Annotated in this window: 20 protein-coding genes and 2 pseudogenes; 12 read left to right on the top strand and 10 right to left on the bottom strand. The window is 60.8% G+C overall.

Annotated elements, in window-relative coordinates; translation table 11 throughout:
• Positions 1-252: 252 nt before the first annotated feature.
• The 3 genes and pseudogenes from XF30_RS40030 to XF30_RS00880 form a co-directional block, all read left to right on the top strand.
• A pseudogene (locus XF30_RS40030) lies at positions 253-2,303 on the top strand (strawberry notch C-terminal domain-containing protein); the annotation flags it as partial.
• Entirely contained in the window at positions 2,303-3,370 is a 1,068-nt protein-coding gene (locus XF30_RS00885) for a DUF7146 domain-containing protein (protein WP_109141679.1), read from the top strand. The pseudogene XF30_RS40030 and the gene XF30_RS00885, both read left to right, overlap by 1 nt.
• A 332-nt stretch (positions 3,371-3,702) precedes the next feature.
• Positions 3,703-4,626, top strand: a complete 924-nt coding sequence (locus XF30_RS00880) for a DUF2493 domain-containing protein (RefSeq protein ID WP_109141678.1) — start codon at positions 3,703-3,705, stop codon at positions 4,624-4,626.
• Positions 4,627-4,938: 312 nt separating this feature from the next.
• Here the strand turns inward: XF30_RS00880 and XF30_RS00870 are convergent, their stop codons facing one another.
• Positions 4,939-5,490 carry an RNA polymerase sigma factor gene (locus XF30_RS00870; RefSeq protein WP_244608849.1) on the bottom strand — a complete coding sequence of 184 codons (552 nt, stop codon included), beginning with the start codon at positions 5,488-5,490 and terminating at the stop codon, positions 4,939-4,941.
• Between the two features lie 149 nt (positions 5,491-5,639).
• Here XF30_RS00870 and XF30_RS00865 point away from each other — a divergent pair, with 149 nt between their 5' ends.
• The gene (locus XF30_RS00865; protein ID WP_225130314.1) at positions 5,640-6,434 is read left to right on the top strand and encodes a protein-L-isoaspartate O-methyltransferase family protein; all 795 of its coding nucleotides are present in this window, start codon (positions 5,640-5,642) and stop codon (positions 6,432-6,434) included.
• Between the two features lie 110 nt (positions 6,435-6,544).
• On the opposite strand, the gene XF30_RS00860 is transcribed toward XF30_RS00865, so the two are convergent.
• From XF30_RS00860 to XF30_RS00850, 3 genes and pseudogenes are all read right to left on the bottom strand, one after another.
• Positions 6,545-7,249 carry a hypothetical protein gene (locus XF30_RS00860; RefSeq protein ID WP_109141676.1) on the bottom strand — a complete coding sequence of 235 codons (705 nt, stop codon included), beginning with the start codon at positions 7,247-7,249 and terminating at the stop codon, positions 6,545-6,547.
• A gap of 311 nt (positions 7,250-7,560) precedes the next feature.
• Complete coding sequence (locus tag XF30_RS39740; RefSeq protein ID WP_276519407.1) at positions 7,561-7,683, bottom strand: hypothetical protein; 123 nt, start codon at positions 7,681-7,683, stop codon at positions 7,561-7,563.
• Positions 7,684-8,255: 572 nt separating this feature from the next.
• A pseudogene (locus XF30_RS00850) lies at positions 8,256-9,304 on the bottom strand (IS110 family RNA-guided transposase).
• 214 nt (positions 9,305-9,518) lie between these two features.
• On the opposite strand from XF30_RS00850, the gene XF30_RS38375 reads away from it, so the two are divergent.
• Both XF30_RS38375 and XF30_RS00845 read left to right on the top strand, forming a co-directional pair.
• Positions 9,519-9,683, top strand: coding sequence for a hypothetical protein (locus XF30_RS38375; protein WP_192893000.1), 165 nt, complete (start codon positions 9,519-9,521; stop codon positions 9,681-9,683).
• A gap of 151 nt (positions 9,684-9,834) precedes the next feature.
• The gene (locus XF30_RS00845) at positions 9,835-10,275 is read left to right on the top strand and encodes a hypothetical protein (protein WP_192892999.1); all 441 of its coding nucleotides are present in this window, start codon (positions 9,835-9,837) and stop codon (positions 10,273-10,275) included.
• Between the two features lie 46 nt (positions 10,276-10,321).
• Here the strand turns inward: XF30_RS00845 and XF30_RS00840 are convergent, their stop codons facing one another.
• The 4 genes from XF30_RS00840 to XF30_RS00825 all read right to left on the bottom strand — a co-directional run bounded on the left by XF30_RS00840 (position 10,322) and on the right by XF30_RS00825 (position 14,595).
• On the bottom strand, positions 10,322-11,080 hold the full coding sequence (locus tag XF30_RS00840; RefSeq protein WP_109145506.1) for a class I SAM-dependent methyltransferase: 759 nt from the start codon (positions 11,078-11,080) through the stop codon (positions 10,322-10,324).
• A 719-nt stretch (positions 11,081-11,799) separates the two neighbouring features.
• Positions 11,800-12,804, bottom strand: a complete 1,005-nt coding sequence (locus tag XF30_RS00835; protein ID WP_109141674.1) for a hypothetical protein — start codon at positions 12,802-12,804, stop codon at positions 11,800-11,802.
• Positions 12,805-12,861: 57 nt separating this feature from the next.
• Positions 12,862-13,734, bottom strand: coding sequence for a hypothetical protein (locus XF30_RS00830; RefSeq protein WP_109141673.1), 873 nt, complete (start codon positions 13,732-13,734; stop codon positions 12,862-12,864).
• 48 nt (positions 13,735-13,782) lie between these two features.
• Positions 13,783-14,595 (bottom strand): methyltransferase domain-containing protein, encoded by an 813-nt coding sequence (locus XF30_RS00825; protein ID WP_109141672.1) that lies wholly within the window; start codon positions 14,593-14,595, stop codon positions 13,783-13,785.
• 400 nt (positions 14,596-14,995) lie between these two features.
• On the opposite strand from XF30_RS00825, the gene XF30_RS00815 reads away from it, so the two are divergent.
• Entirely contained in the window at positions 14,996-15,976 is a 981-nt protein-coding gene (locus XF30_RS00815; protein ID WP_204524488.1) for a Bug family tripartite tricarboxylate transporter substrate binding protein, read from the top strand.
• A 302-nt stretch (positions 15,977-16,278) separates the two neighbouring features.
• Complete coding sequence (locus tag XF30_RS39035) at positions 16,279-16,590, top strand: hypothetical protein (RefSeq protein WP_225130322.1); 312 nt, start codon at positions 16,279-16,281, stop codon at positions 16,588-16,590.
• 66 nt (positions 16,591-16,656) lie between these two features.
• Here the strand turns inward: XF30_RS39035 and XF30_RS00805 are convergent, their stop codons facing one another.
• On the bottom strand, positions 16,657-17,175 hold the full coding sequence (locus XF30_RS00805; RefSeq protein WP_146207648.1) for a hypothetical protein: 519 nt from the start codon (positions 17,173-17,175) through the stop codon (positions 16,657-16,659).
• A gap of 143 nt (positions 17,176-17,318) precedes the next feature.
• Here XF30_RS00805 and XF30_RS00800 point away from each other — a divergent pair, with 143 nt between their 5' ends.
• From XF30_RS00800 to XF30_RS00790, 3 genes are read left to right on the top strand one after another with little or no spacing between them, the layout of a single operon-like run.
• Positions 17,319-17,714, top strand: coding sequence for a hypothetical protein (locus XF30_RS00800; RefSeq protein WP_109141668.1), 396 nt, complete (start codon positions 17,319-17,321; stop codon positions 17,712-17,714).
• Between the two features lie 29 nt (positions 17,715-17,743).
• A complete protein-coding gene (locus XF30_RS00795; RefSeq protein ID WP_146207647.1) occupies positions 17,744-18,265 on the top strand; it encodes a hypothetical protein in 522 nt (173 codons plus the stop codon).
• A 60-nt stretch (positions 18,266-18,325) separates the two neighbouring features.
• Positions 18,326-18,919, top strand: a complete 594-nt coding sequence (locus XF30_RS00790) for a hypothetical protein (protein ID WP_109141666.1) — start codon at positions 18,326-18,328, stop codon at positions 18,917-18,919.
• Positions 18,920-19,392: 473 nt separating this feature from the next.
• On the opposite strand, the gene XF30_RS00780 is transcribed toward XF30_RS00790, so the two are convergent.
• Positions 19,393-19,722 carry a hypothetical protein gene (locus XF30_RS00780; RefSeq protein WP_109141664.1) on the bottom strand — a complete coding sequence of 110 codons (330 nt, stop codon included), beginning with the start codon at positions 19,720-19,722 and terminating at the stop codon, positions 19,393-19,395.
• Positions 19,723-20,445: 723 nt separating this feature from the next.
• On the opposite strand from XF30_RS00780, the gene XF30_RS00770 reads away from it, so the two are divergent.
• Positions 20,446-20,600: DUF736 family protein (locus XF30_RS00770; RefSeq protein ID WP_146207779.1), on the top strand; the 155-nt coding region annotated here is incomplete at its 3' end.

Genomic DNA, 20,600 nt, shown 5'->3' with positions numbered 1-20,600 from the left:
CCAGGAATCGTGACGCATGTTTGCCGAAATCTGCATGAAACCTGCATAGTCCCGAGCAAAAAATCCGCTAAGCGCCGAAGGAAAGAGGGAGATGCCCTGGTGCGCTTTCACCGTCAGAAGAGTTTGCTGGGGAGTGCCGCAATCCGCCGACCACGGTTAATCAAAACTCCGGCAAACTCGCAACCCGAAATAGTCAGAACCATCTGGAGTCCATTTCTCTGACGTTCGCCGATGTTTCGTTCAGGGCCGCTCGCCAACATCACCGGCGACACCGGCACGCTCAATCGCCAGGCCAAGGCGGCCGCGCGCTCGGCCTTCGAATCCGCCAAGCAGCGGTTCTTCGGCCATCTGCTCACCAGCATGAAGACGCCAACCCTGATCCGCTCCGTCGAGCGCGATCTGGCCGAGGGCCATGCGGCGGTGATCCAGATCGTGTCGACCGGCGAAGCGCTGATGGAGCGCCGCCTCGCCGAGATTCCACCTGAGGAATGGAACGACGTGCGCGTGGACATCACGCCGCGCGAGTATGTTCTGGATTACCTCGCCCATTCCTTCCCGGTGCAGCTCTATGAGCCCTTCACTGACAGCGACGGCAATCTCTCCTCCCGGCCCGTCTTCCGCGATGGCCAGCCGGTCGAGAGCCGCGAGGCGGTCGCCCGCCGCAATGAGTTGATCGAGCGGCTCGCATCGCTTCCGCCCGTTCCCGGCGCGCTCGACCAGATCGTGCAGCGTTTCGGCACGGATCTTGTTGCGGAAGTGACCGGACGTTCGCGGCGCGTGGTGCGCAGGGGTGACCGCCTTGCCGTCGAGAACCGTGCCGCCTCCGCCAATCTCGCAGAGACCGCCGCCTTCATGGACGACTTGAAGCGCGTGCTTGTCTTCTCGGAGGCTGGCGGTACGGGTCGCAGCTACCACGCCGAACTCTCGGCGCGGAATCGCCGGCTCCGCGTCCATTATTTGCTCGAACCGGGCTGGAAGGCCGATGCCGCCATCCAGGGTCTCGGTCGAACGAACCGCACCAATCAGGCGCAGCCACCGCTGTTCCGCCCCATTGCCACCGACGTGAAGGCGGAGAAGCGCTTCCTCTCAACCATTGCCCGCCGGCTCGACACGCTGGGCGCGATCACGCGCGGCCAGCGCCAGACCGGCGGCCAGGGCCTGTTCCGGCCGGAGGACAATCTTGAGAGCCACTACGCTCGCGATGCGCTGCGCCAACTCTATCTGCTGCTTGTGCGAGGCAAGGTCGAAGGCTGCTCGCTCCAGATCTTCGAAGACGCCACGGGCTTGAAGCTCATGGACGCGAATGGCAAAAGGACGAACTCCCGCCCATCACGACGTTCCTGAACCGGCTGCTCGCGCTCACCATCGACCTGCAAGGTGTGCTGTTCACGGCCTTCGAGCAATTGCTGAACGCCAAGGTCGAGGGCGCTATTGCCAGCGGCGTCTACGACGTCGGCCTGGAGACCCTGCAGGCCGAGAGCTTCATCGTCACCGATCGGCGCCCGATCTACACGCACCCCGCGACCGGCGCGGAAACCCGGCTGCTCACGATCACCGAACGCCGGCGCAATCACCCCATGACGCTGCATCAAGCGCTCGATTATCTCGCCGATGCTCGGGCGGTGCTGCTCCTCAACGAGCGCTCGGGGCGTGCCGCGCTGCAGATTCCGGCGCCAAGCCTCATGCTCGATGACGGCGAGATCGAACGCCGCGTGCGGCTGATTCGCCCGATGGAGCACCATCGCGCTTCGATGAAGATGATGGACGAAAGCCACTGGCAACCTGCGGATCGCGAGACATTCGCCGTGGCATGGAACGGCGAAGTCGTCGACGTCCCCGAGTTCGCCGAGAGTACTCTCCACATCGTTGCCGGCTTGCTGTTGCCGATTTGGAAGCGACTTCCGAACGAGTCGACCCGCGTCTATCGTCTCCAGACCGACGAAGGCGAGCGCATCATCGGTCGCAGAGTCTCGCCAGCCTGGGCGGCGAACGCTTGCGCGACGGGCACCAGCAGCCTGACCCCGGACGAAGCTTTCTCGGCGCTGATGGAGGGGCGCACCGTCCTCGACCTCGCCGAGGACCTGCAGCTTCGTCGTGTCCGCGTGATGGGCGCCCATTGCATCGAGCTGTCCGGCTTCACCGATGCGATGCGTGACCGGCTGCGCGCCTACGGCCTCTTCAGCGAGATCATCTCGTGGAAGCTGCGCATGTTCGTGCCATCAGATGCGACGGGTGCCGCGGTGTTGGCAAAGGTGCTCGACCACTATCCGGTCGCGCGCGTCAGTGAGCGGGAGGCCGCCTGATGGCCCGCGACAACGTCTCCGAACTGGCCCGCCGTCTCGCGCGTGACGCCGAGGCGGTGTGCCGCCATTACCTGTCCAACGGGCGGCGCCAGGGCCGCTACTGGATAGTCGGCGACGTTCGCAATACGCCCGGCCGGTCGATGTTCGTCCGGCTCAGCGGACCGGAATCCGGTGCTGGCGCCGCCGGGCATTGGCGAGATGCCGCCTCGGCCGAACATGGCGATCTCCTCGACGTGATCCGCGAGAGCTGCGGTTTCACTACTTTTCGCGATGTCGCCAATGAGGCCCGACGCTTTCTGAATCTGCCGCGTCCAGAACTGGAGGTAGAGCTAAATCGGCCCCCGTCACGAAAATCGCCCGCGCCCCTCGGATCGCCCGAGGCAGCGCGGCGACTCGTCGGCATGTCGCAGTCGATCGTGGGTACACTCGTGGAAGCGTATCTCCGCAATCGCGGCATTACGGCTTTGCACGAAACTGGAAGCCTGCGCTTTCACCCACGTTGCTACTACCGGCCCGACGACCACAGCCCGACCGAGACCTGGCCGGCGATGATCGCCGCCGTCACCGATCTGAACGGCCACCTGACCGGCGCGCATCGCACCTGGCTTGACCCCGGCGGCTTCAGCGAGACGATGCTCGGTAAGGCGCTGATCGACACGCCGAAGCGGGCGATGGGCGACTTGCTTGGTCACGCCGTTCGATTTGGCGTAGCTGGTGAAGTCATGGCAGCCGGCGAGGGTATCGAGACGATGCTCTCGCTCCGCAGCGTTCTGCCGACCATGCCGATGGTCGCAGCCCTCTCGGCGGCGCATCTCTCCGCCATCCTTCTCCCGGACACGCTCCGCCGGCTCTACATCGCCCGGGACGATGATCCTGCCGGTGACGGCGCCATGGCGACCTTGATCGATCGGGCGCAGGAGGCCGGGATCGAGGCAATCGTGATCTCGCCGCGGCTTGGCGACTTCAACGAGGATCTTCGCCTGCTCGGATTTGACGCCCTTCGGGCCGCGAGCCGCGTGCAGATCGCGGCGCAGGATGTCGCGCGCTTTATGGAGTTGGCGGCATAGCCGGAACGGGATGAGGGGCGAGGCGACCGCTTCGTCTTCGAGGCCGGTGGTCATTGCGGCTTCCCCTCTGCGCCGGAGAGGGCCGCACCCACGGCCTTCTGAGAGGGCGATCGGGCGGCAAGCGGCCCGGACCGGCAACCTCGTGGGCCGACTATTTTCCGTCGGCGGCAGAGCCGCCTTTACATCGCGAGGCAAAATAGTCGGCCCCCTTCGGCCCTCCGCCAAGGCTCCGGCCCTCCGCTCGCGCTGCGGGTGCAAGTCCGTTCCGCCTGCCGCTTTCGTCGCCATGAAGGCCGCGATGGGCGCGGTCGATCCGACGAGGGAAAGCCGCAATGACCACTGACGACAATTTCGAGCCGCAGCACAACTCATCCCCGACCGACCAGGTCCTCCAGGAACTTCAGCTCTATGGCTACCGTCCCTTCCACGATGAGCCCGATCCCCGGCGGCTCCCTGAAGCGCAAGTCCTCGCCGGTAGCATCCTCGACATCTTCGATGCCCTGGTGGTGGCGCTGTCCGATACCCGTCTCGAGCCCGACCTCGAAGACCTGCTCTGGTCGACAGTGAACGTCTTCCATCGTGCCATCGACAGGATCGAGCGCGAGCTTGACGATAACGAGCTGGCGCAGCAGCGGTCGCAGCGGGAGCAGGACGGCAGCGAGGTGAAATCCGTCGAATTGGAGCGACTGACGGCGGAAGGGCAGACGCTGATCGAGCGACGAGGCGCCTTCGAGCTGATGCGCGACCAGGCCGCCGACGAGTTCGAACGCCACACCCATTCCGCTTGGCGACCGCGCAACGGGTCAAAGGTCAACCACCGCAATCTGACCTCCGCGATGATCGACAGCCGCGATTTCCTCGCCGCGAAGAAGCGCGCCGACAATCAGGTGCTCCTGCCACCCGGCCCGAAAGTCGCGCTGACTGGTGGTCTCGACTTCAACGATCATCGTTTGATCTGGGCCAAGCTTGACCAGGTGCACGCCAAGCATGCCGACATGGTGCTGCTGCACGGCGGATCGCCCAAGGGGGCTGAGCTGATCGCTGCCAAATGGGCCGACAACCGCAAGGTCCCGCAGATCGCTTTCAAGCCCGACTGGACGAAGCATGCCAAGGCGGCTCCGTTCAAACGCAACGATGCTATGCTGAAGACGCTGCCGATCGGCGTGATGCACTTCCCCGGCACCGGGATCCAGGACAATCTCGCCGACAAGGCCAAGAAACTAGGTATCCCGGTCTGGAAATTCGGCGGCGCGTGAGCGCTGCCGCAAAATCCGTCCGGCTCGCTCAATGCCGCTGATTGTGAAACGGGCCGCGGCCCCGACGCGCTGGCCGCAGCCTGGCACCAGGTCCGCTCAGATCTTCGTTCAGATCACAATTTTGATTAAGGCTCCCACTCTCGTCCCCGCGCGCGGCATTGATCACCTCTCTGACGTCAAGGGCGGTGTTGGCGGTTGTCCATCCTTGCAAGCCGGAGGTCTGCCGTACCTCCTCATCACTCGCGGCAAGGATTTCCTCGCTCAGCGCTTGGAGCAGGCGGGCCAGATCGCCAGTCGGATGCCAGCGTGTCATCACTTGCTCCAGTTCCGTTGATCGCGCAGCAGAGCGCGTCGCATCCGCCGTCGCGTCGTGTCGTAGTCGAGCTCGGATATATCGTGGATATTGCAGATCTCCCTGGCCGCCAGGCCATCAGCCATGCCGGCGATGATCTTCAGCGCCAGCGGATCGGCTTTGAACAGCCGATAGATGTTGGCCAACATCTGTGCGGCGGCCAAGACCCGCTCCGGATCGGGCACCTCATCGCCCTCATCATCGGGGAAACTTCTCTGGTCCGGATCATCGCGGCTCACAAGTAGCCTTTGCTCGAGCCGCGCACGCCGCCAATGGTCGTTGCAGATGCTGCGCATGACACCCGACAGAAACGCCAGAATGGGGACGTCGGGTGGCCAGGGGCGCGAGCCATCGAGGACGCGTGCGATCGCCTCGTGGAGGATGTCGCTCCAGCCGAGGCCTCCCGGCAGGTCGCGGCTCCACGACCGCGCCAGAGCTTTTAGCCGCACGAGTTCGAGATCGGACAATGCGTCGATCGCGGTTGCGGCATCGCCCGCGGCCGCCCGCATCATCTGCCTTGGGAGCTATCGTTAATCTTTCCACGGTCACACCAATATGCGCTTCACCGGGCCCAGTGCGGACATCGGATGAGAATATTTTTTGACATGTCTGCGCAGGCGGACATCAGACGCATCGTCTGTATCGTAACAGGAGAGCTTTCATGGACCATACGATGGCAGCTGCGCGCCGCTGGTATGCAGAAGATCTGCGATACAAGGTCCCCGTCCTGCGTAACCCCCAGCTGATCGAGGCATTTGCGTCTGTTCCACGCGAGAAATTTGTCGGTCCCGGACCGTGGCGCATCATCTCGGAGCCGTACCGCGATGCATTCCTGACCCCCGATACTGACCTGCGCTGGCTCTATCATGACGTTCTTGTGACGATCGATGCGAGCCGCAACCTTAACAATGGGATGCCCAGCTTCTGGGCGCGCAACTTTGAGCATCTCGACATTGCGCGCGGCGAGCGCGTGCTCCAGGTTGGTGCCGGAACCGGATACTATTCGGCGGTGTTGGCCGAGATTGTCGGGTCCACTGGTCGCGTGACAGCAGTTGAAACCGACCCGATGCTGGCCTCGCAGGCCCGAGCGAACCTCGTGAACTGGCCGCAGGTCGATGTCATCTCAGGCGACGGCCGGCCGGTAGACGTTGGTGAACTTGACGTCATCATCGTCTTCGCCGGATCGACCCATCCATCCCGCCTTTGGCTCGATCGCCTGGCCGAAGGCGGCCGGCTTCTGATGCCACTGAGCGACGAATCTTGGAAGGGCTTTCTTCTTCGCGCAGTCCGGTGTCGAAGACGGTTCGAGGCCGCTTCGATTGGTGCCGTCTCAATTTATCCATGCATAGGTGGCCGCGACGAGGAGGCGGGAAAACGTCTGCATGCCACGCTCGAAGGCCTGCCGTCTGGCGAGGTTCCGATTCGCGCGCTGCACGTCGGCGATCCAAAGCTCTAACGATACCGAAAAAGTCTGGTTTCAAGCAGCAGGGTTTTGGCTGGAACGCGAGCCCGCCGGCGCGGATGTTGCCGCTTCGAAATGATGGGCTGATTCGATCACCTCGAAAATTAGACCGGCTGCCTCCAGAACCGAGTGCTGTAATTGTTAAGACCTCGGGTATGCGAATCGACCGTCGCCTGAAATGTCTGCGGAATCTTGTCGCCGTCGCCACCTTCTCTGAAATAATCCCTAACCGAATAGAGCGCTCCTCTCATCAGGTGCTGCCATGTTTCATACAGCTCGGTCTGCCGATCCTGCTCCCGCCTGGCGGCGCTAAGCTTTCGCTTGGGAGTAGGCATCGTATAGTTGGGACGTAGATCTACGTCATGGATGAATGTTATGCTGCCGGACGTCCACTCGTCATCGACCGTCCGCCGCCACCGATAGCTCACTCTGACATTCAGGCGCTTATCGCAGCGGTAAGGCGGCACGATCTGATCATCGACGTAAAAGAGCTGACCCTCCTTCTGTTCCTCTTCCATTCGTCGCTTCATGGCCTCGACCGCGTAGGACAAATCAGTGCCCGCGCGTCGGAGGGTGTTTTCTGTTTCCGCGCGCTTTCGCGGTGCCTTGGCCTCACGGTGTTTCGTCAAGGCCCGTTCAAAATAAAGAAGTTGTTTTGCAACATAGGGTCCGCAATTCGCGAGAGGAAGACGGTGCAGATCACCCAATCGCTCCTCGCGGACCGCTTGCCCGATAAGCCTGTCCAACTCACTGTTATCGATCGCCGCGAGGGCATTTTGTTGATCGCGGGGGATATTGATCTCTCCCATGCCGGGTATCCTCGTTTTTTGTTGAGGCTTGAGTGATCGTGACGACCTCAGGCCTGCAGAAGTAGGTGGGAAGTCAGCTACCGTAAGAATCGCAATTCCTGAATCATATCAGGACAAGTCTCATGAATCCGAGGTTCTCTTCCTACCGCGGTAATCGCTGATGTTCGGAGGCCGGGCGTTCGGCTACAACGCTTTCTGTCTGTCGAGTATCAACACGTGTACGTCGGCGCATTCTGCGGCGCCGGAACCACGTGGCTGCCGCGTTTCCGCTACGCGGCTTCAAGCGCTAATGCGGTCAGGCAGTCGACGGACTACCCTGCATTTGATGATCGGCCCGTCTGGTCCGGCTCGCCGGTCACGGCGATCCTCGCCACCTGCGCATAAAAGGCCAGCTCGGTATCGTTCTCGATCGTATCATCGAGCAACGTCTTCATGTCGCTCTGATCCGAAGCCGACTGAAACGGCCCAGGCTGACGCTCGATCGTCAGCACCGCGATCGCGAGAGCTTTTTCACCAGATGCAGGTCGCGTCCTGTGAACTCCGCCATGCCGGCCTCCTCAACCGCACGTCAATCCGCAATCCATTCCAACCGATCAGCCACCGCACTGTGACGGCAACGATGTTCCAGCCGAGAGCCGCGCAGACCCGGCATGCAGTCTCCTGTCCGGCGAACACCGCCCGCTGCATCGGCGCTGATCCTTGATCCGGGCGCTGGCCTGACGCCATCAACCCGCATATGTGGAACGGCCCGCGGTGCAAGAGTGTTTTCAGTCGATTTCCCAGCACGAGGACGGTGCGGTCATATGTCCGGCCTGTTTGCGCGGCAGTTGACCGCTGGCCTCGATGAAGTCCGCGAAGCAGTTGGCTGAATCAAGGGGGCGCGCTTTATGCGCGTCGCGGGTTTCGGCCTAGCCTGTCTCGGGATTTCGTCCCGTGGGTTCATCGTCTGCTTTATACACCTCGCTTCTGCCGGCCCTTGCCGGTCAGCTCCTTATGGCGGCCCTGCTCATCCCCTTACCGGCTCCGCCATTATTTGCACAGGGACGCGGTATACGCCCCCTCTGTTCAACAATGCCCAGATTATCCGAGCGATCTTATTGGCAAAGCTAGCGCAACCGCTACGACCTTGAAGGGCCGCCGCTGGAGCATCTCCTTTAACCACGGCCATGCCTTGTCGTGGTATCGCACGTGACGAAGAACGGATGCGGCTCCAGTCGTAAGCAAGGACCGCAACTCCTGATTTCCCATTTTTGAGATCCGCCCCAGGCGCTCCTTGCCGCCACTCGAATGCGTTTTTGGCGTCAGGCCAACCCAGGCTGCGAAGTGGCGACCTGACTTGAAGCCACCGGGATCGGGAACCAAAGCCTTCACGGCCATGGCGATGATGGCTCCGACGCCCGGGATGGTGGCAAGGCGGCGCATATCAGCATCTTGCCTGGCCCGGACGACGATTTCACGCTCGAGCTTGTCGATCTGCTCGGCCAGCAATTCGATCTGTATAATCATCTCGGCCAAGGCAAAGCGCGCAGCTGTTGGCAGACGTGCATCGCTTTCATCCCGAATGATCTCGCCCAGCCCTTTGACGTTGGATATTCCGACCGGAGCGATGATACCCAATTCTCCCATATGCGCACGCAGAGCATTTATCGCTTGCGTTCTCTGACGCACGAGCAAGGCGCGCGTCTTCAGAACCATAGCGGCTGCCTGCTGCTCAGCCGTCTTGACCGGGACGAAGCGCATAGTCTTTCGCGTTACAGCCTCGCTGATCGCTTCTGCGTCGGCAGCATCAGTCTTCCCGCGCTTGACGAATGGCTTCACGTATTGAGGTGGCAGCAGTTTGACGTCATGACCTAAAGCCGCGATCTCGCGCGCCCAATAATGCGCGCTCGCGCATGCTTCCATTCCGACCAAGCACGGTGGCAATTTTGCGAAAAAGCGCAAGACATCCGCGCGCCGCAGCTTTCGATTGAACTGCGGCGCGCCTTCAGCGTCGGCACCATGAACCTGAAAAACCTGCTTAGCTAAGTCCAGCCCAATAGTAGTAACATCTTTCACGGAACGGTCCCTCCTTGTGGCGTTTACAACAACGGCCACGATCTTAGCACTCTGATGCTGTTGGAGCGGGCCGTTCCACCTCATCAAGGGGTCGGCTTACGCTGAAGCGTGCCGCCGCTTGTCTTCGCCTGCGCGGTGATTGCGGCCCACGCCCGGACACATCGGGCGCCTGTCGCGCGGGGATGGTCCCCGCCTCAGAACAGGAGCCGGACCGATGTCTCAAACCCTTGCCTTCGCCAGCGCATGGAACCTCGCCACCACCCTCATGGTCTGCGTCGTTATCTTCCGCACCGGCATGGGCGGATACGGCGTCATGCCCGCCACCGAATACGACGGCGATCCGGCCGCCGTGATCTACGAATTCGATCCGTTCCAATGACGAAGGGGCGGTTCAAATCGCTGGCCGGTGAGCGGAGGTCCTTTCGGATTTCCGCTCCCCGTCGCCGCCGTTTTTGGTTATGCTGTCGATTGCGCCGTGGTGGTGGTGGAAGGCGCGACCGTCAGACCTTCATCTCACGGAGACCACCACCATGATCATCTTTGGACCACTGCTTGTCCTCGTTGGCATCGGCTTCTTCTGCTGGTTGCTGTTCACGCTCGCTGTTTCTGCACTGCCTTTCTTCGTTGGCCTGACGATCGGCACCTGGGCCTTCCACACCGGCGCCGGAGTGCTCGGCGGCGCTGCAGCAGGGCTCGTAGCGGGCGGTGCAACCATTTGCATTGGCCAACTCGCGCTCGCCTTCGTGCCATGGACTTGGCTTAGACTCTTGATCATCCTCCTCTATGTCGCGCCCGCCACCGTCGCCGGTTACAGCGCGACGCATGGAATCGCCCAGATCGCGATGCCTTCGTCCACCTGGCAAACGGTCTTCGCGATCGCCGGGGCCGTTGCGGTCAGCATCACGGCCTTGGCTCGCTTCACCGGCATGGCCGCAGACGGGCCGGCGAGACAACGCTTGACGCCGGGCTGATATCAATACCGGGGCGGGCCCGGAAGGGACCCAATCAGGCCGAATATCACGACGGCTTCGAAACTTTACCGGCGATCGATGCGGACGCAGACACAATCAGCATCATGGGACGTTCGAGTTCTTCGGCCAATTGCGGCATCTGCTGGATCTGCTCGCGTGTTGGGGCAAACTCCTCCACTCGCCGAATTTGAAAGCCCGCGCCGATCAGCGCGTTCAGGGTTGTGCCAAGCGTCCTGTGGTATTTCAGAACGCCCTTGGCGAACCAGTCCGTCCGACGTTCACCCTCGACGGAATATCGATTGACCGGCCAAGTTTTGCGGCTCTCCTCATCGGAAATCCAGTGCGGATGTGCCGCTGCCATGAAGATCGGATGCTCAATCGTAAAGACGAAATGCCCGTCAGGAACGAGCGTTTTGCGGATCACATGTACGAGGCGGCCAAAATCCTGAACATAGTGAAAGGTCAGTGCGCTGTAGGCGAGGTCGAAAGCCGCCTCAGGGAGGTCCAGTGTGTCGAGATCGGCGATGCGATACTCGATGGCGGTGTCCGCTGTGTCCGCCCTGGCACGCTCGATCATGTTCTGCGACAGATCCAGACCCAGAACCGAGGCCGCGCCCTGCTCGCGCATCCAGCGCGAGGCCCAGCCGAAGCCACATCCCAGATCGACGACACGTTTCCCACCCAAATCGGGCAGCATGGCCCGGATCGCGGGCCATTCAGGAGCGCCGTCCAGCCCATGCACCTGCCGGGGCAACTGGCTGTAGCCAGCGAAGAAATCGGGATTGTCGTAGATATTCTGCGCCATGTCTGCCTGCTGTTCGGCTTTTCGCTCTGCGCCGCTTCGGACGACTCTGGTCGATCCAAGCAGGACTGTCGCGGCGGGCTGCGACACTTCGTGGTCCTACTCAAATCAAGCGCATTAAAGATCTTGAGTCGGCGGACTTCTCGCGCTGGAAACGAAAAACCCCGGCATGAGAACCGGGGCTCCCGTGATGCCACGGCGTACATCCGGCCGCGACAACCAAGCGACAGTTAGCACGGGGTTCTCGAAGAAAATATGACCTTCGCGACCGTCGCTCTTGAATGTCGGTTGATTTCTGGGGGCTTGCACATTGCACGATCGATCACGCCGGGCATTTTATTGTCTCTGTCCAAGACCTATGACCGAGCGAGACAACGGATCTCTTCCGAGCCACTATTCGCGTGGAGACTTGCGACCGGGTCGTTGATTGATTTAACCGCAATAGCCGTTGTCGCGCTATACTCAATGCGTTGCCGTAGCTCCGAACGGCCTAATACAATGAAAACGCAGTGCGGCGGAGCGAGTGTCAGTCAATCTCCGTCGAAAGATAAAGCATTTTCAACCTTCCCAGAACCAAAACCCACCAATCCAGCTAACGGACGAAGATGGATTTTCATCTGCGCGAACACGCGGCTTGGAAGCATCAGCGTCGCTCCAATCCATGCGCCTGCGCTCCTCGCAGATCAGACGACAAATCTCCGTGACCGGGTGACTTTAACGATCTACTTGACTGTCACGGCGAATTCCGCCGCCACGGGCGGGGTCTCCTGCCGGGAGCGATCGTGAAAGATGTAAGCGATCGTGTACTCGCCGGGTTCACCGATCGTGATGCCGGCGGTCACGAAGTTGGTGAAGTAGTCGAGCGATTCCGGAAACGGCGGCGGAGAAGCACCCTTGTAGGTGTGCTCGTCGGGAAATGCCTTTACGACCTTGCCAGTCTCGTCCCGCACTTCGATATCGAGGCCAATCTCGTAACTGGCCATCGGCGTCCCGACATCCTTACGGCCGACGTTTTCGAAATAGGCGTGGATGAATATCTCCTCGGCCGGCGCAAAGACGTTTGTCGGCCGCTCGATGAGCTTGCCCTGCTGGAAGGCCGCCTTGTCGGCAAGCATTTTCCGGGCAAGTTTCATGGGGGGAAGTGCCGCCTGCAGTGCGACGGATGTACTATCGACCCTCACTGGTGCGATGCGCTTGCCGTCAGGACCCGGTGGCGTGGTGAAGTAGATTTGGACCAAAGGATAGCAGGCCGCGCTCGCTTGCGGATGGTTGAGAACAAACAGCATTGTGCCGCGCAAACTGCTGCCGTCGTTGCCCGGGCCCAGTTGGACAAGGGCGCACATCGGCCATTCGGCCAGCGCGCTAACGCCTTTGAATTTCGGATCGGTCTGGAACTGTTGCTTCAGTTGAGCGAGCGACTCGCGGAATTCGCGGGAGTTCTTGTCGGGCGTGGTCGTGGTCATGAGGTGCACGACATTGTCCGATGCCTTCGCCTTTGCTGCATCGTCCCTGGCCTTTCGCAAGACCGAATCGTCGCCCAGGAGCCGATAGGTCCGGACAAATTGCCCGCCCTTCGATGCCTTTGCCGCCTGTTGCCATGCTTGCATGTCGAATTGATGTCCGCTGCGTTCGTCCAAGACGAAGAAGGCCGGAGCGTTGCCGTTCTCGGCATGAGCGGAAGTCAAGAACAGGCTGGCTATCATGCAGCTGGCGGCAAAACGCTTCATGCGATTCCTCCAGTGAGACGGCGGATGCGACCGAACTTATCGCCATCCAAGTGAGCCTCATCCCCCTCGGCCGGGAGCGCGCCCTTCGGACAGAAACGTGGCGCGCGGACAATGAACGAGTTCCATGGCTCGATCCTTCGTAACGAGACCCGCCAAGCCCGCGTCGATGAGCAAGATGAGAGGTGCCGTCTGGGCTCGATCGACCGGCGCCCATTCCACCCAATTGGCGCGCACCACCTGCCACGCCATGGTTTCCTCACCCCGGCGCAGAAACGCCTTCGTAACTGAAACGGCGTGATCAAACAACGGCACTTTGCCGTCCATCATGTCGAACAAGCGGATCACCTCGTCGTCGACACAGTGCATGCAGGCGAAGATGAACCGACGTTCCTGTGAGCAATTTCGATTCCACTTCGATTTCATGGCGGCGTCGAAGAGATCTGGCCTTGGTATCTGCGGCCTCGGGCTGAAGATATCGAGCTCGCCATACGACCGGATATGTCCGTCTCCAAGAGCGTACTCACCGAGCCGATCGAGTATTGTGAGCAGACGATAACGAGAGCCCTCGATCTTTGTTTCCGGAAAACCCCAGGGGTTTGCCTTCAGATCCGCCTCGACCCGCTGTGAAGCGGCGTCGGCCACGCGGGCGATTGCGCGCCAATCTCCCGTCTCGCGCCCCGCACGTCCCAGCAGCAGGACAAGCTCGTCAAAGACATTGCCCGCATAGACCGCGTAGGGATTGGCAATCAGCCGCGCGGCCTGAGCGATCACGACGTCCCATCGCCACAGATAGGCGGACAGCTCTGCTGCAGAAGCCGCAGCACCGTCGTCGCCCGCCTCGGCATACTGAGCGAGAATCGGCAGCGCCGTTTCGACATTTCCCCGAAGCGCTTCGATGCGGGCAAGATCGATTTGGCTCGGCTGTACCATTGATGCTCCAAACAGGGAATCCACTGACGCAGCGCCTGCCGTCGGTCCTTACTGCGGCAGCCGACCGGTAAGCCGAAAGAACAGGTTGGACGTAATCTGTACATCGGGCCGGGAGAGGTGCTCTTCGAGCGCTTCGATATCTCGCTCGAGGTCCTCCCGTGTCAGGAACTTGCCCTCGACCAGCTTGTCGCGAACATTACCAATCAGGCCACACGGGAACGAGCGCCGCTCATGGCCGGTTGGGAAGACGTGAATGATCGCATCGACCTGGATATCGACAACGCCTGCATCGCGGAACAGCCGGTGGAGATGCCGTCCGACCGACAAATCGATCCCTTGCGCCTGCGCATAGGCGGCGTACGCGTCGAGCAGACGGGTCCATGCGGGTAAAGGCGGGTCGAAACAGTGGGGAACGTAATCGGCCTCAAAGCTTGCGACCCAACCACCGGGCCGCACGAGCGAAACCAGCTCGCGCACGATCCGCTCGGCCTCCGGCACGTTGACCAGCAGAAGCCGCATGTGAGCCCCGTCGAAGCTGGCCTTCGGCAATCCGGTATCGTACGCATCGCCCTCCCGGACATCGACTTGCGACAATCCGCGATCCGCAACGAAGCGGCTCGCCAACTGCACGAATTGGCTGCTTCGGTCGATGCCTAGCACCGACCCATTTGCTCCGACGCGCTCCGCAAGAAGATGCAGAGCGCCTCCCGGGCCACAACCGAGGTCAACGATACTTTCGCCGTTCTTGATTCCGACCCGATCCAGCTGCGCGTTGGAATCGACGGCAAGCATCTCGATTTGCCGCTTGAGCCGCTCCACTTCCGCACTGCCCCGACCGAGCAAGTAAATATCCGGATTCATTGTTGTCCTTAGTTACGGATGATCGGATTATCGATATGTCTGGTGTCTGATCGTGTCAGGTTTGTGGAGGGTGTCGTCGAACGCGGTGCGCTCTCGGGCTCGGTAGAACTGTAAACGCTCAATACTGCCGCCTGCGCCCGCATCCGCGTTGCTCTGGATCGCCGCCTCACGACGTTCAAGGAACCGGGGCTGCTCGGAACCGACCGGCGGAGGCGACATGCACACCGCGCACATCGAGCACGCAAGTTATCGGATTTATTTCGTAATCGCGATGATGCATGTCTTGAATTCTCCGTCTGATCGAGACGGATCGCTTAGCCGCAAGGCGCTCCCTGATCGACGGACGACCAGCGCTCGGCGGCCGGATCGTCAAGCCTGGACGATCGAGAGGAGATCAATCATGAAAATTGCGGGAACGCTGATTTTTGGTCTTGCGTGCTCGATCGTCGCGCTCGTCTCCCCGAGCGCATTTGCTCAGGAATGGCCGGCAAAAGCGGTCACGATCATCGTTCCGTTCGGAGCGGGTTCTACGCCAGACATGGTGGCGCGGCTTATCGGCGACGAATTGCAGAAGAAGCATCCGGGCTCGGCCTTCGTGGTGGAGAGCAAAGCGGGCGCGGGCGGCGTCATTGGAACCGATGCGGTCGCCAAGGCTACGCCGGACGGCACAACCATCGGCGTCAGCATCGGCGCCCCGCTCGCCATTGATACCCTGCTAATGTCGAAATTGCCCTATGATCCGGCGAAAGACATCGTGCCGATCACCCAGCTTGTGACGACCGCCAGCGTCATCGCCGTCAATTCTTCCCTCAATGTGAATTCGATGGCCGAATTGATCGCGCTGCTTAAGAAGGAGCCCGACAAATACAATTTCGGCTCGATCGGCAACGGCTCGCTATCGCATCTCGCAATGGAGGCGATCGGCCTCAAGAGCGGTGCAAAGATGGTGCAGGTTCCTTATCCCTCCTCACCCGCAGCCGTGATTGGACTGGTGAGTGGTGACGTGCAGCTCGCCGCGTTGCCGGCCGTAGCCGTGATGCCGCAAGCAACCTCCGGAAAAGTAAAAGTTCTTGCCGTTTCGCTGCCCAAGCGCTCATCCTTCCTGCCCAACGTGCCTACGCTGAAGGAATCGGGCATTGACGTCGAAGCCGACGCGTGGATGGGGCTCATTGCGCCGCGGGGCACGCCCAAAGCGCTTGCCAACACGATCAACAAGGAAGTCACAGAGGCGATAACCTCAAAGGCGGTGCGCGAGAAGCTCGCGACCCAGTACATGGAGCCGGTCGGCAATTCGCCCGAGCAATTTCGGGCGGTCATCAACGCGGAAATCGCACGCTGGGAGCCGATCATCAAGGCTGCAAAGATTCAGAAAGTTGACTAGGCGTTCAAAGCAGTGGGGGCGGCCAAGGCGAGCAGAGCAGCAACGGCACATCATCGCGGGGAAGATACTCGCGATCGCGGGGAAAAGAACTCGCGCCTGCCGCACCGTTTGAGAGGATCAGAATGCTGAGAACGAGCACTCTTGCGGCTGTCATTCTGCTCGCAGGCGGAGCCTCTGCCCAGACCGTGTTTACCGGTCGACGGACCAAGGTGCAAGAACGAGTCGCGACCCGGATTCGGCCTGCGCTGCGAACCTGCCCGGGGCCCGCCGGCTACGCAGTGCAGTTCTCGGACGAGGGAAACATGGTGGCACTTACCATTGCGCCGTCGCGGGCGACCGAGAAGGCCGGAACCACGGCGCAATGGCGCGATTCCGGCAAAGCATTCGGTGAAAAAGTACATTGGGTCATGCGCGGAGGCATCCCAAGGGCCGCGGTAATCCGGACCTGGCGGCGGGCGGACGACGATAGCGAGGTTCAGGAGCTCTCAGTCTTTGCAATTGAGGGCGCGAAGGCCTGCGCCTACGGAACGGTCGACATCCACATGGCAAACGCGAATGAAGCCGCTCTTGCCAAGGCCGATGAGGCGGCTGGCTCCGGTTGTCGGAAGAATTAGTGCTGCATCTCCTTCTCATGAAAACAAACGCGTCACGCAGTCGTTTAGGCGGCGACTGCAGGAATGTCACCTGCTTCCGCCCGTCAACCAAGCGGCAAGTCCGGCGACTGCACCATCAGCGGCGTAGAACAGCATGAGGAAAAGATCGAAGACAATGCCTTGCAATGTCGGCAGACTGTCCTTTGTCAGCAGAACCCCACCCTGACTGTACGAGAAGCTGCTGCCCTTGATGTAGGTCAGGACGTGGAAGCCTACAGCCACCAGAAGATAGAGCGCCGCGCCGATGACGGCGCCGATCTTGATCGCGTCCCATCGAGTCGTGAGTCCGCAGGCGCTGGAGACTTTCCAGGCCGGATAGCCAAGCGCGAAGCAAATGACCAGGGAGGTCGGCAGTCCGACTGCCGCCATGAAACCAATGGGACCGAAAATCTCTCCGGCGGTGGGCCAAACCGTGTCACTGCGAATCAGCGAGGAGACGGCGCCGGCGAGCAGCGGCAGCATCGTGGCCACGATCATGAAGAAGCTCCACGCTGCCAGCGAGGCCGCGAGCAAGCCTCTCGCGCGACGAGGATGACCGATCGCCATGACCGAGTTCCGCATCGGGGATGACCTCCATCGCTTCGGCAGTCGAATGCTCAAATGTGCAAGCGGACTATGCGCATTCTGGGGCATCTGCGCCGATCGACTTGGATTAGGCTTATCGCGACTGGTCAATCGAGTGTGATCAAATGTCTCTCGTGGCGGCGGCGCAGCGCATCATCTCTCTTGCTGGCGGCTTCGTCTTCCTGGCATCGACCGTCGGTGCCGCCACTGCGGCCGATGAGTTTCGAGGTAAGTGGTCGAGCAATCCACCACGCTGCGAGCAGGTGAATGGTGAGGTCGATGTTCTGACCATTACGTCATCGGAACTCGAATTCTATGAAATCGGCTGCAAGCTTTGGAGACCCAAACGCAGTCATGGCGAGACCCGATTTGCCGCGCGCTGCTACAAGGGCGGCAGTCCGGAGACGCCTGGGACGGTGGTGATCCGGCGTCGGTCACCGGAAACCATTGAGCTTGCGCTGCATGGCTTTTCCTGGATTGCCGAGAAGCCAGAGGTGTTTCATCGTTGTGCCGCGCAGTAACTGCGGCCGACTATTCGGAGAATGAGCTGATGGCAAGACTTCCGATCGGTATTGCGGCGGCGTTTGCCAGTTCGCTGTGCGGCCTCGGGCTCGTGACGTCGCAGGCCGAGGGCGCTGCAGCAAAGGAAGGACTGTTCGAGCACTGCGCGAGCGTTCGCAACGATGACAACGTGCGAAATTATGAACCCACGCTGCGGGAGCCGACCGTCAAAGCCTTCAAGAAGTTGTTCCCTGACGCCGGAGCAGAACCAGATCCTTCAACATTCGCGACCCAGGCGCAGTACCGCTGCATGGATGGACGGGTCACGGTCTGTTTCATCGGAGCAAACCTGCCCTGCGTGAAGATCAACACCGCGAAGGACAACCCAGGAGCCGATGCCTTTTGCAGAAATACCCCGGATGACGCGCCCGTTGCAGCCTACGCCACCGGCCACGAATCGGCCTATTCCTTCAAGTGCCGAGCCGGGAGGGCCGTCGTTGATCGCCAAACGTGGAAGCTCGACAAGCGCGGCTTCGCGGAGAAAATTTGGACCACGCTTCCGCGGCAATAAGAGAGCAAGGTGCTTTGCTCCGGACTCGAATCAATCCTCCCCGTCCGACGGAATTGGAACATGGGCGCGCTTCGGATATTCCTGCTGCTCGTTTCAACTGTGCTGCTGATGGGTCAAAGCGCGCTCCCAATAGAAAACTTTGGCCCTGACTTCGCCCTTCGAAACGTTCTGATCGACGATTTGAGCGCTGGCGATGTCAGCCGCGGGGCGCGAAAGGAAATATCTGCCCGCCTGATCGGCTACTGGCGGCAGGTTCTGGAGGGACTGCCGGCCTTGACCGAAGCTGAGCAGCGCCGGGCAGTCGGTAAAGTTCATGAGTTGCAGGGAGAGGCGCGGACGAAATACGTCGTATCAACCGAATACACCGTCGCCTTTATGCATGGATTCACGAGAACCTGCATCGCCAGAGCAGTCACTCTGAACAAGCATGTTGCTGACAGCGACGCGGCGGAGCCATTTGATTGGCTGCGCATGATGGGCTGCTACGCAGATAACCCGGGCGTGTTCTTCAGATTCAATACGCTTCGTTTGGCCGGCGGAAATCCTGTCAATGTCATGAGACATTTCGATCCATTGGCCCGTTATGTGTCTGGTCCCCTTGCAGATGCCTTACAAAGCGAGGCGAACGCTAAAGCAGGTCAGTTACGACGTTAAGGCTCTGCGCGACGGCGCCACCACGGCAGCCCGCAAGCGAAGACCCAGTTGAAATAGATGAGAGCGATAACCGCCCCGGCTATGGGACCCTGCACGCGCCAATAATGAAAGAAGTAGTTTGTACCTTCGGCCAGCGTTGGCATATGCAGTCCCCACGAGCACGACGCCTGCTGCTATAAGCAATCCAATGGCGATATGGAGCGAAGGTTTGGTGCCCAGTGCGTTGAGCCAGGCGGCAAACGTGATCGGAGCTAACGGCAGACAACTATACGCGCCGGCAGTCCAGCCGTGGCCAGAGCCGGCGAAGGCGATGGAACCGAACAGCAGCAACGCGCCGAACCTCGAGGCGATCATGTATTTCCTGCGCGTCTAGGTTCCGGGGCAGGCTCGCGCGACCTCGGCTCGATGCTCAGACGATGAGGCGGTGTCGACGTTCATAGGTTAGCTCCTAGCATTCTTTGAGCTAGTCCGAATCACGCTTTCAAGACACGTGGGAGATATCCCAGTTGGCGCTCGAGGGCGGCCAAAGTCAGGCGCGCTGACTCCATTAGTGCAGCCGCCTCGTCTAGGGTGGCCCGCGCTTCGTCGTGCCGCGAGACAGCTGCCAAGGTAATCTCGATGCTGTCCTTGAGAGACCGCGGGTCTTCGCTCTTTGTGGCGCGGCGCAATTTAATCAGCGCTTTGGTCAATGATCGATGCGCGGAACGCTGTTTTCTCTCCAGGCGCCCGACCACGGCGAAGGCCTCACGATAGTTCCATATCGCTTCGATGGCTCTGTTTTCAAGATCGCTTTTGTCGCTCATCCGGTTCTCTTCTCACTCGAGCTCTTGGCGGTCATCATTTGCGCGAGATCCCTCCTTTTGGTCCGCGCGGCGAATTGTCGTAACCCCTGTAGGGGCGGCAAGTCTTGGCGCAAGCCGGCAGCGTCATATTGGAAGGGGCTGACTGGATCAGGCATCCAGCGTGCTCGCGATTCTTGTCTTTGAGCTACACTCAGAGCGGCCCAAGCGTCGAGCCTCGACCGATCATCGCAGGGTGGCAGTTTCGTGGCGGTCGTATGCGGCATCGACCAAACGGCGACGGATCACAGATACGGCCAGCCGCTCTCGTGAATGTGGTGTGCTGTCGACGCGCTATCGTGGAAGCGAAGATCGGTCTACCTGCAATAAAGAGAGCTCATCACCATTGGATCCGGTTGCGCCAACTCTTTCAGTGGACTCGCAGATCGCCACGTTCTCCTTGATGTCAGCTCTGTTCGGACCGAGCGCACCAAGCGGCCTCTTCGATGGATTGATCTGGCCGAAGGACGGCTGACGCCTCGACCGCCTATGGCGCAACGGCGCCGATCGACTTTCTTCCCCTGCCGGCTGCGCCGTCATTCCTCGCGAAACAAGAAAGTCGCCTGGCTGCCATCCTCCGCTGACGCTTCGGCCCCTTCGGGGTGCGCCGTCGATCGCCTCCGGCCTGTCGATCACCATCGAGGCCGCAAGGTGCGGGCTCGGGAAACAGAGATCAGGAGAATTACCATGGCGACCATCGGCACCTTCAAGAAGACCGGCAACAACGAGTTCAACGGCCAAATCGTCACCCTCTCGCTTCAAGCCAAGAACGTCCGGATCATCCCGGAAACCAGCCGCTCGGGCGACAACGCTCCCAGCCATCGGGTTTACGTCGGCCGTGT

This window comes from Bradyrhizobium sp. SUTN9-2 (assembly GCF_003122645.1).
Classification (GTDB): Bacteria; Pseudomonadota; Alphaproteobacteria; order Rhizobiales; family Xanthobacteraceae; genus Bradyrhizobium; species Bradyrhizobium yuanmingense.
The sequence above is the reverse complement of the archived record's forward strand: the minus strand, read 5'-3'. Positions and strand labels throughout refer to the sequence as shown.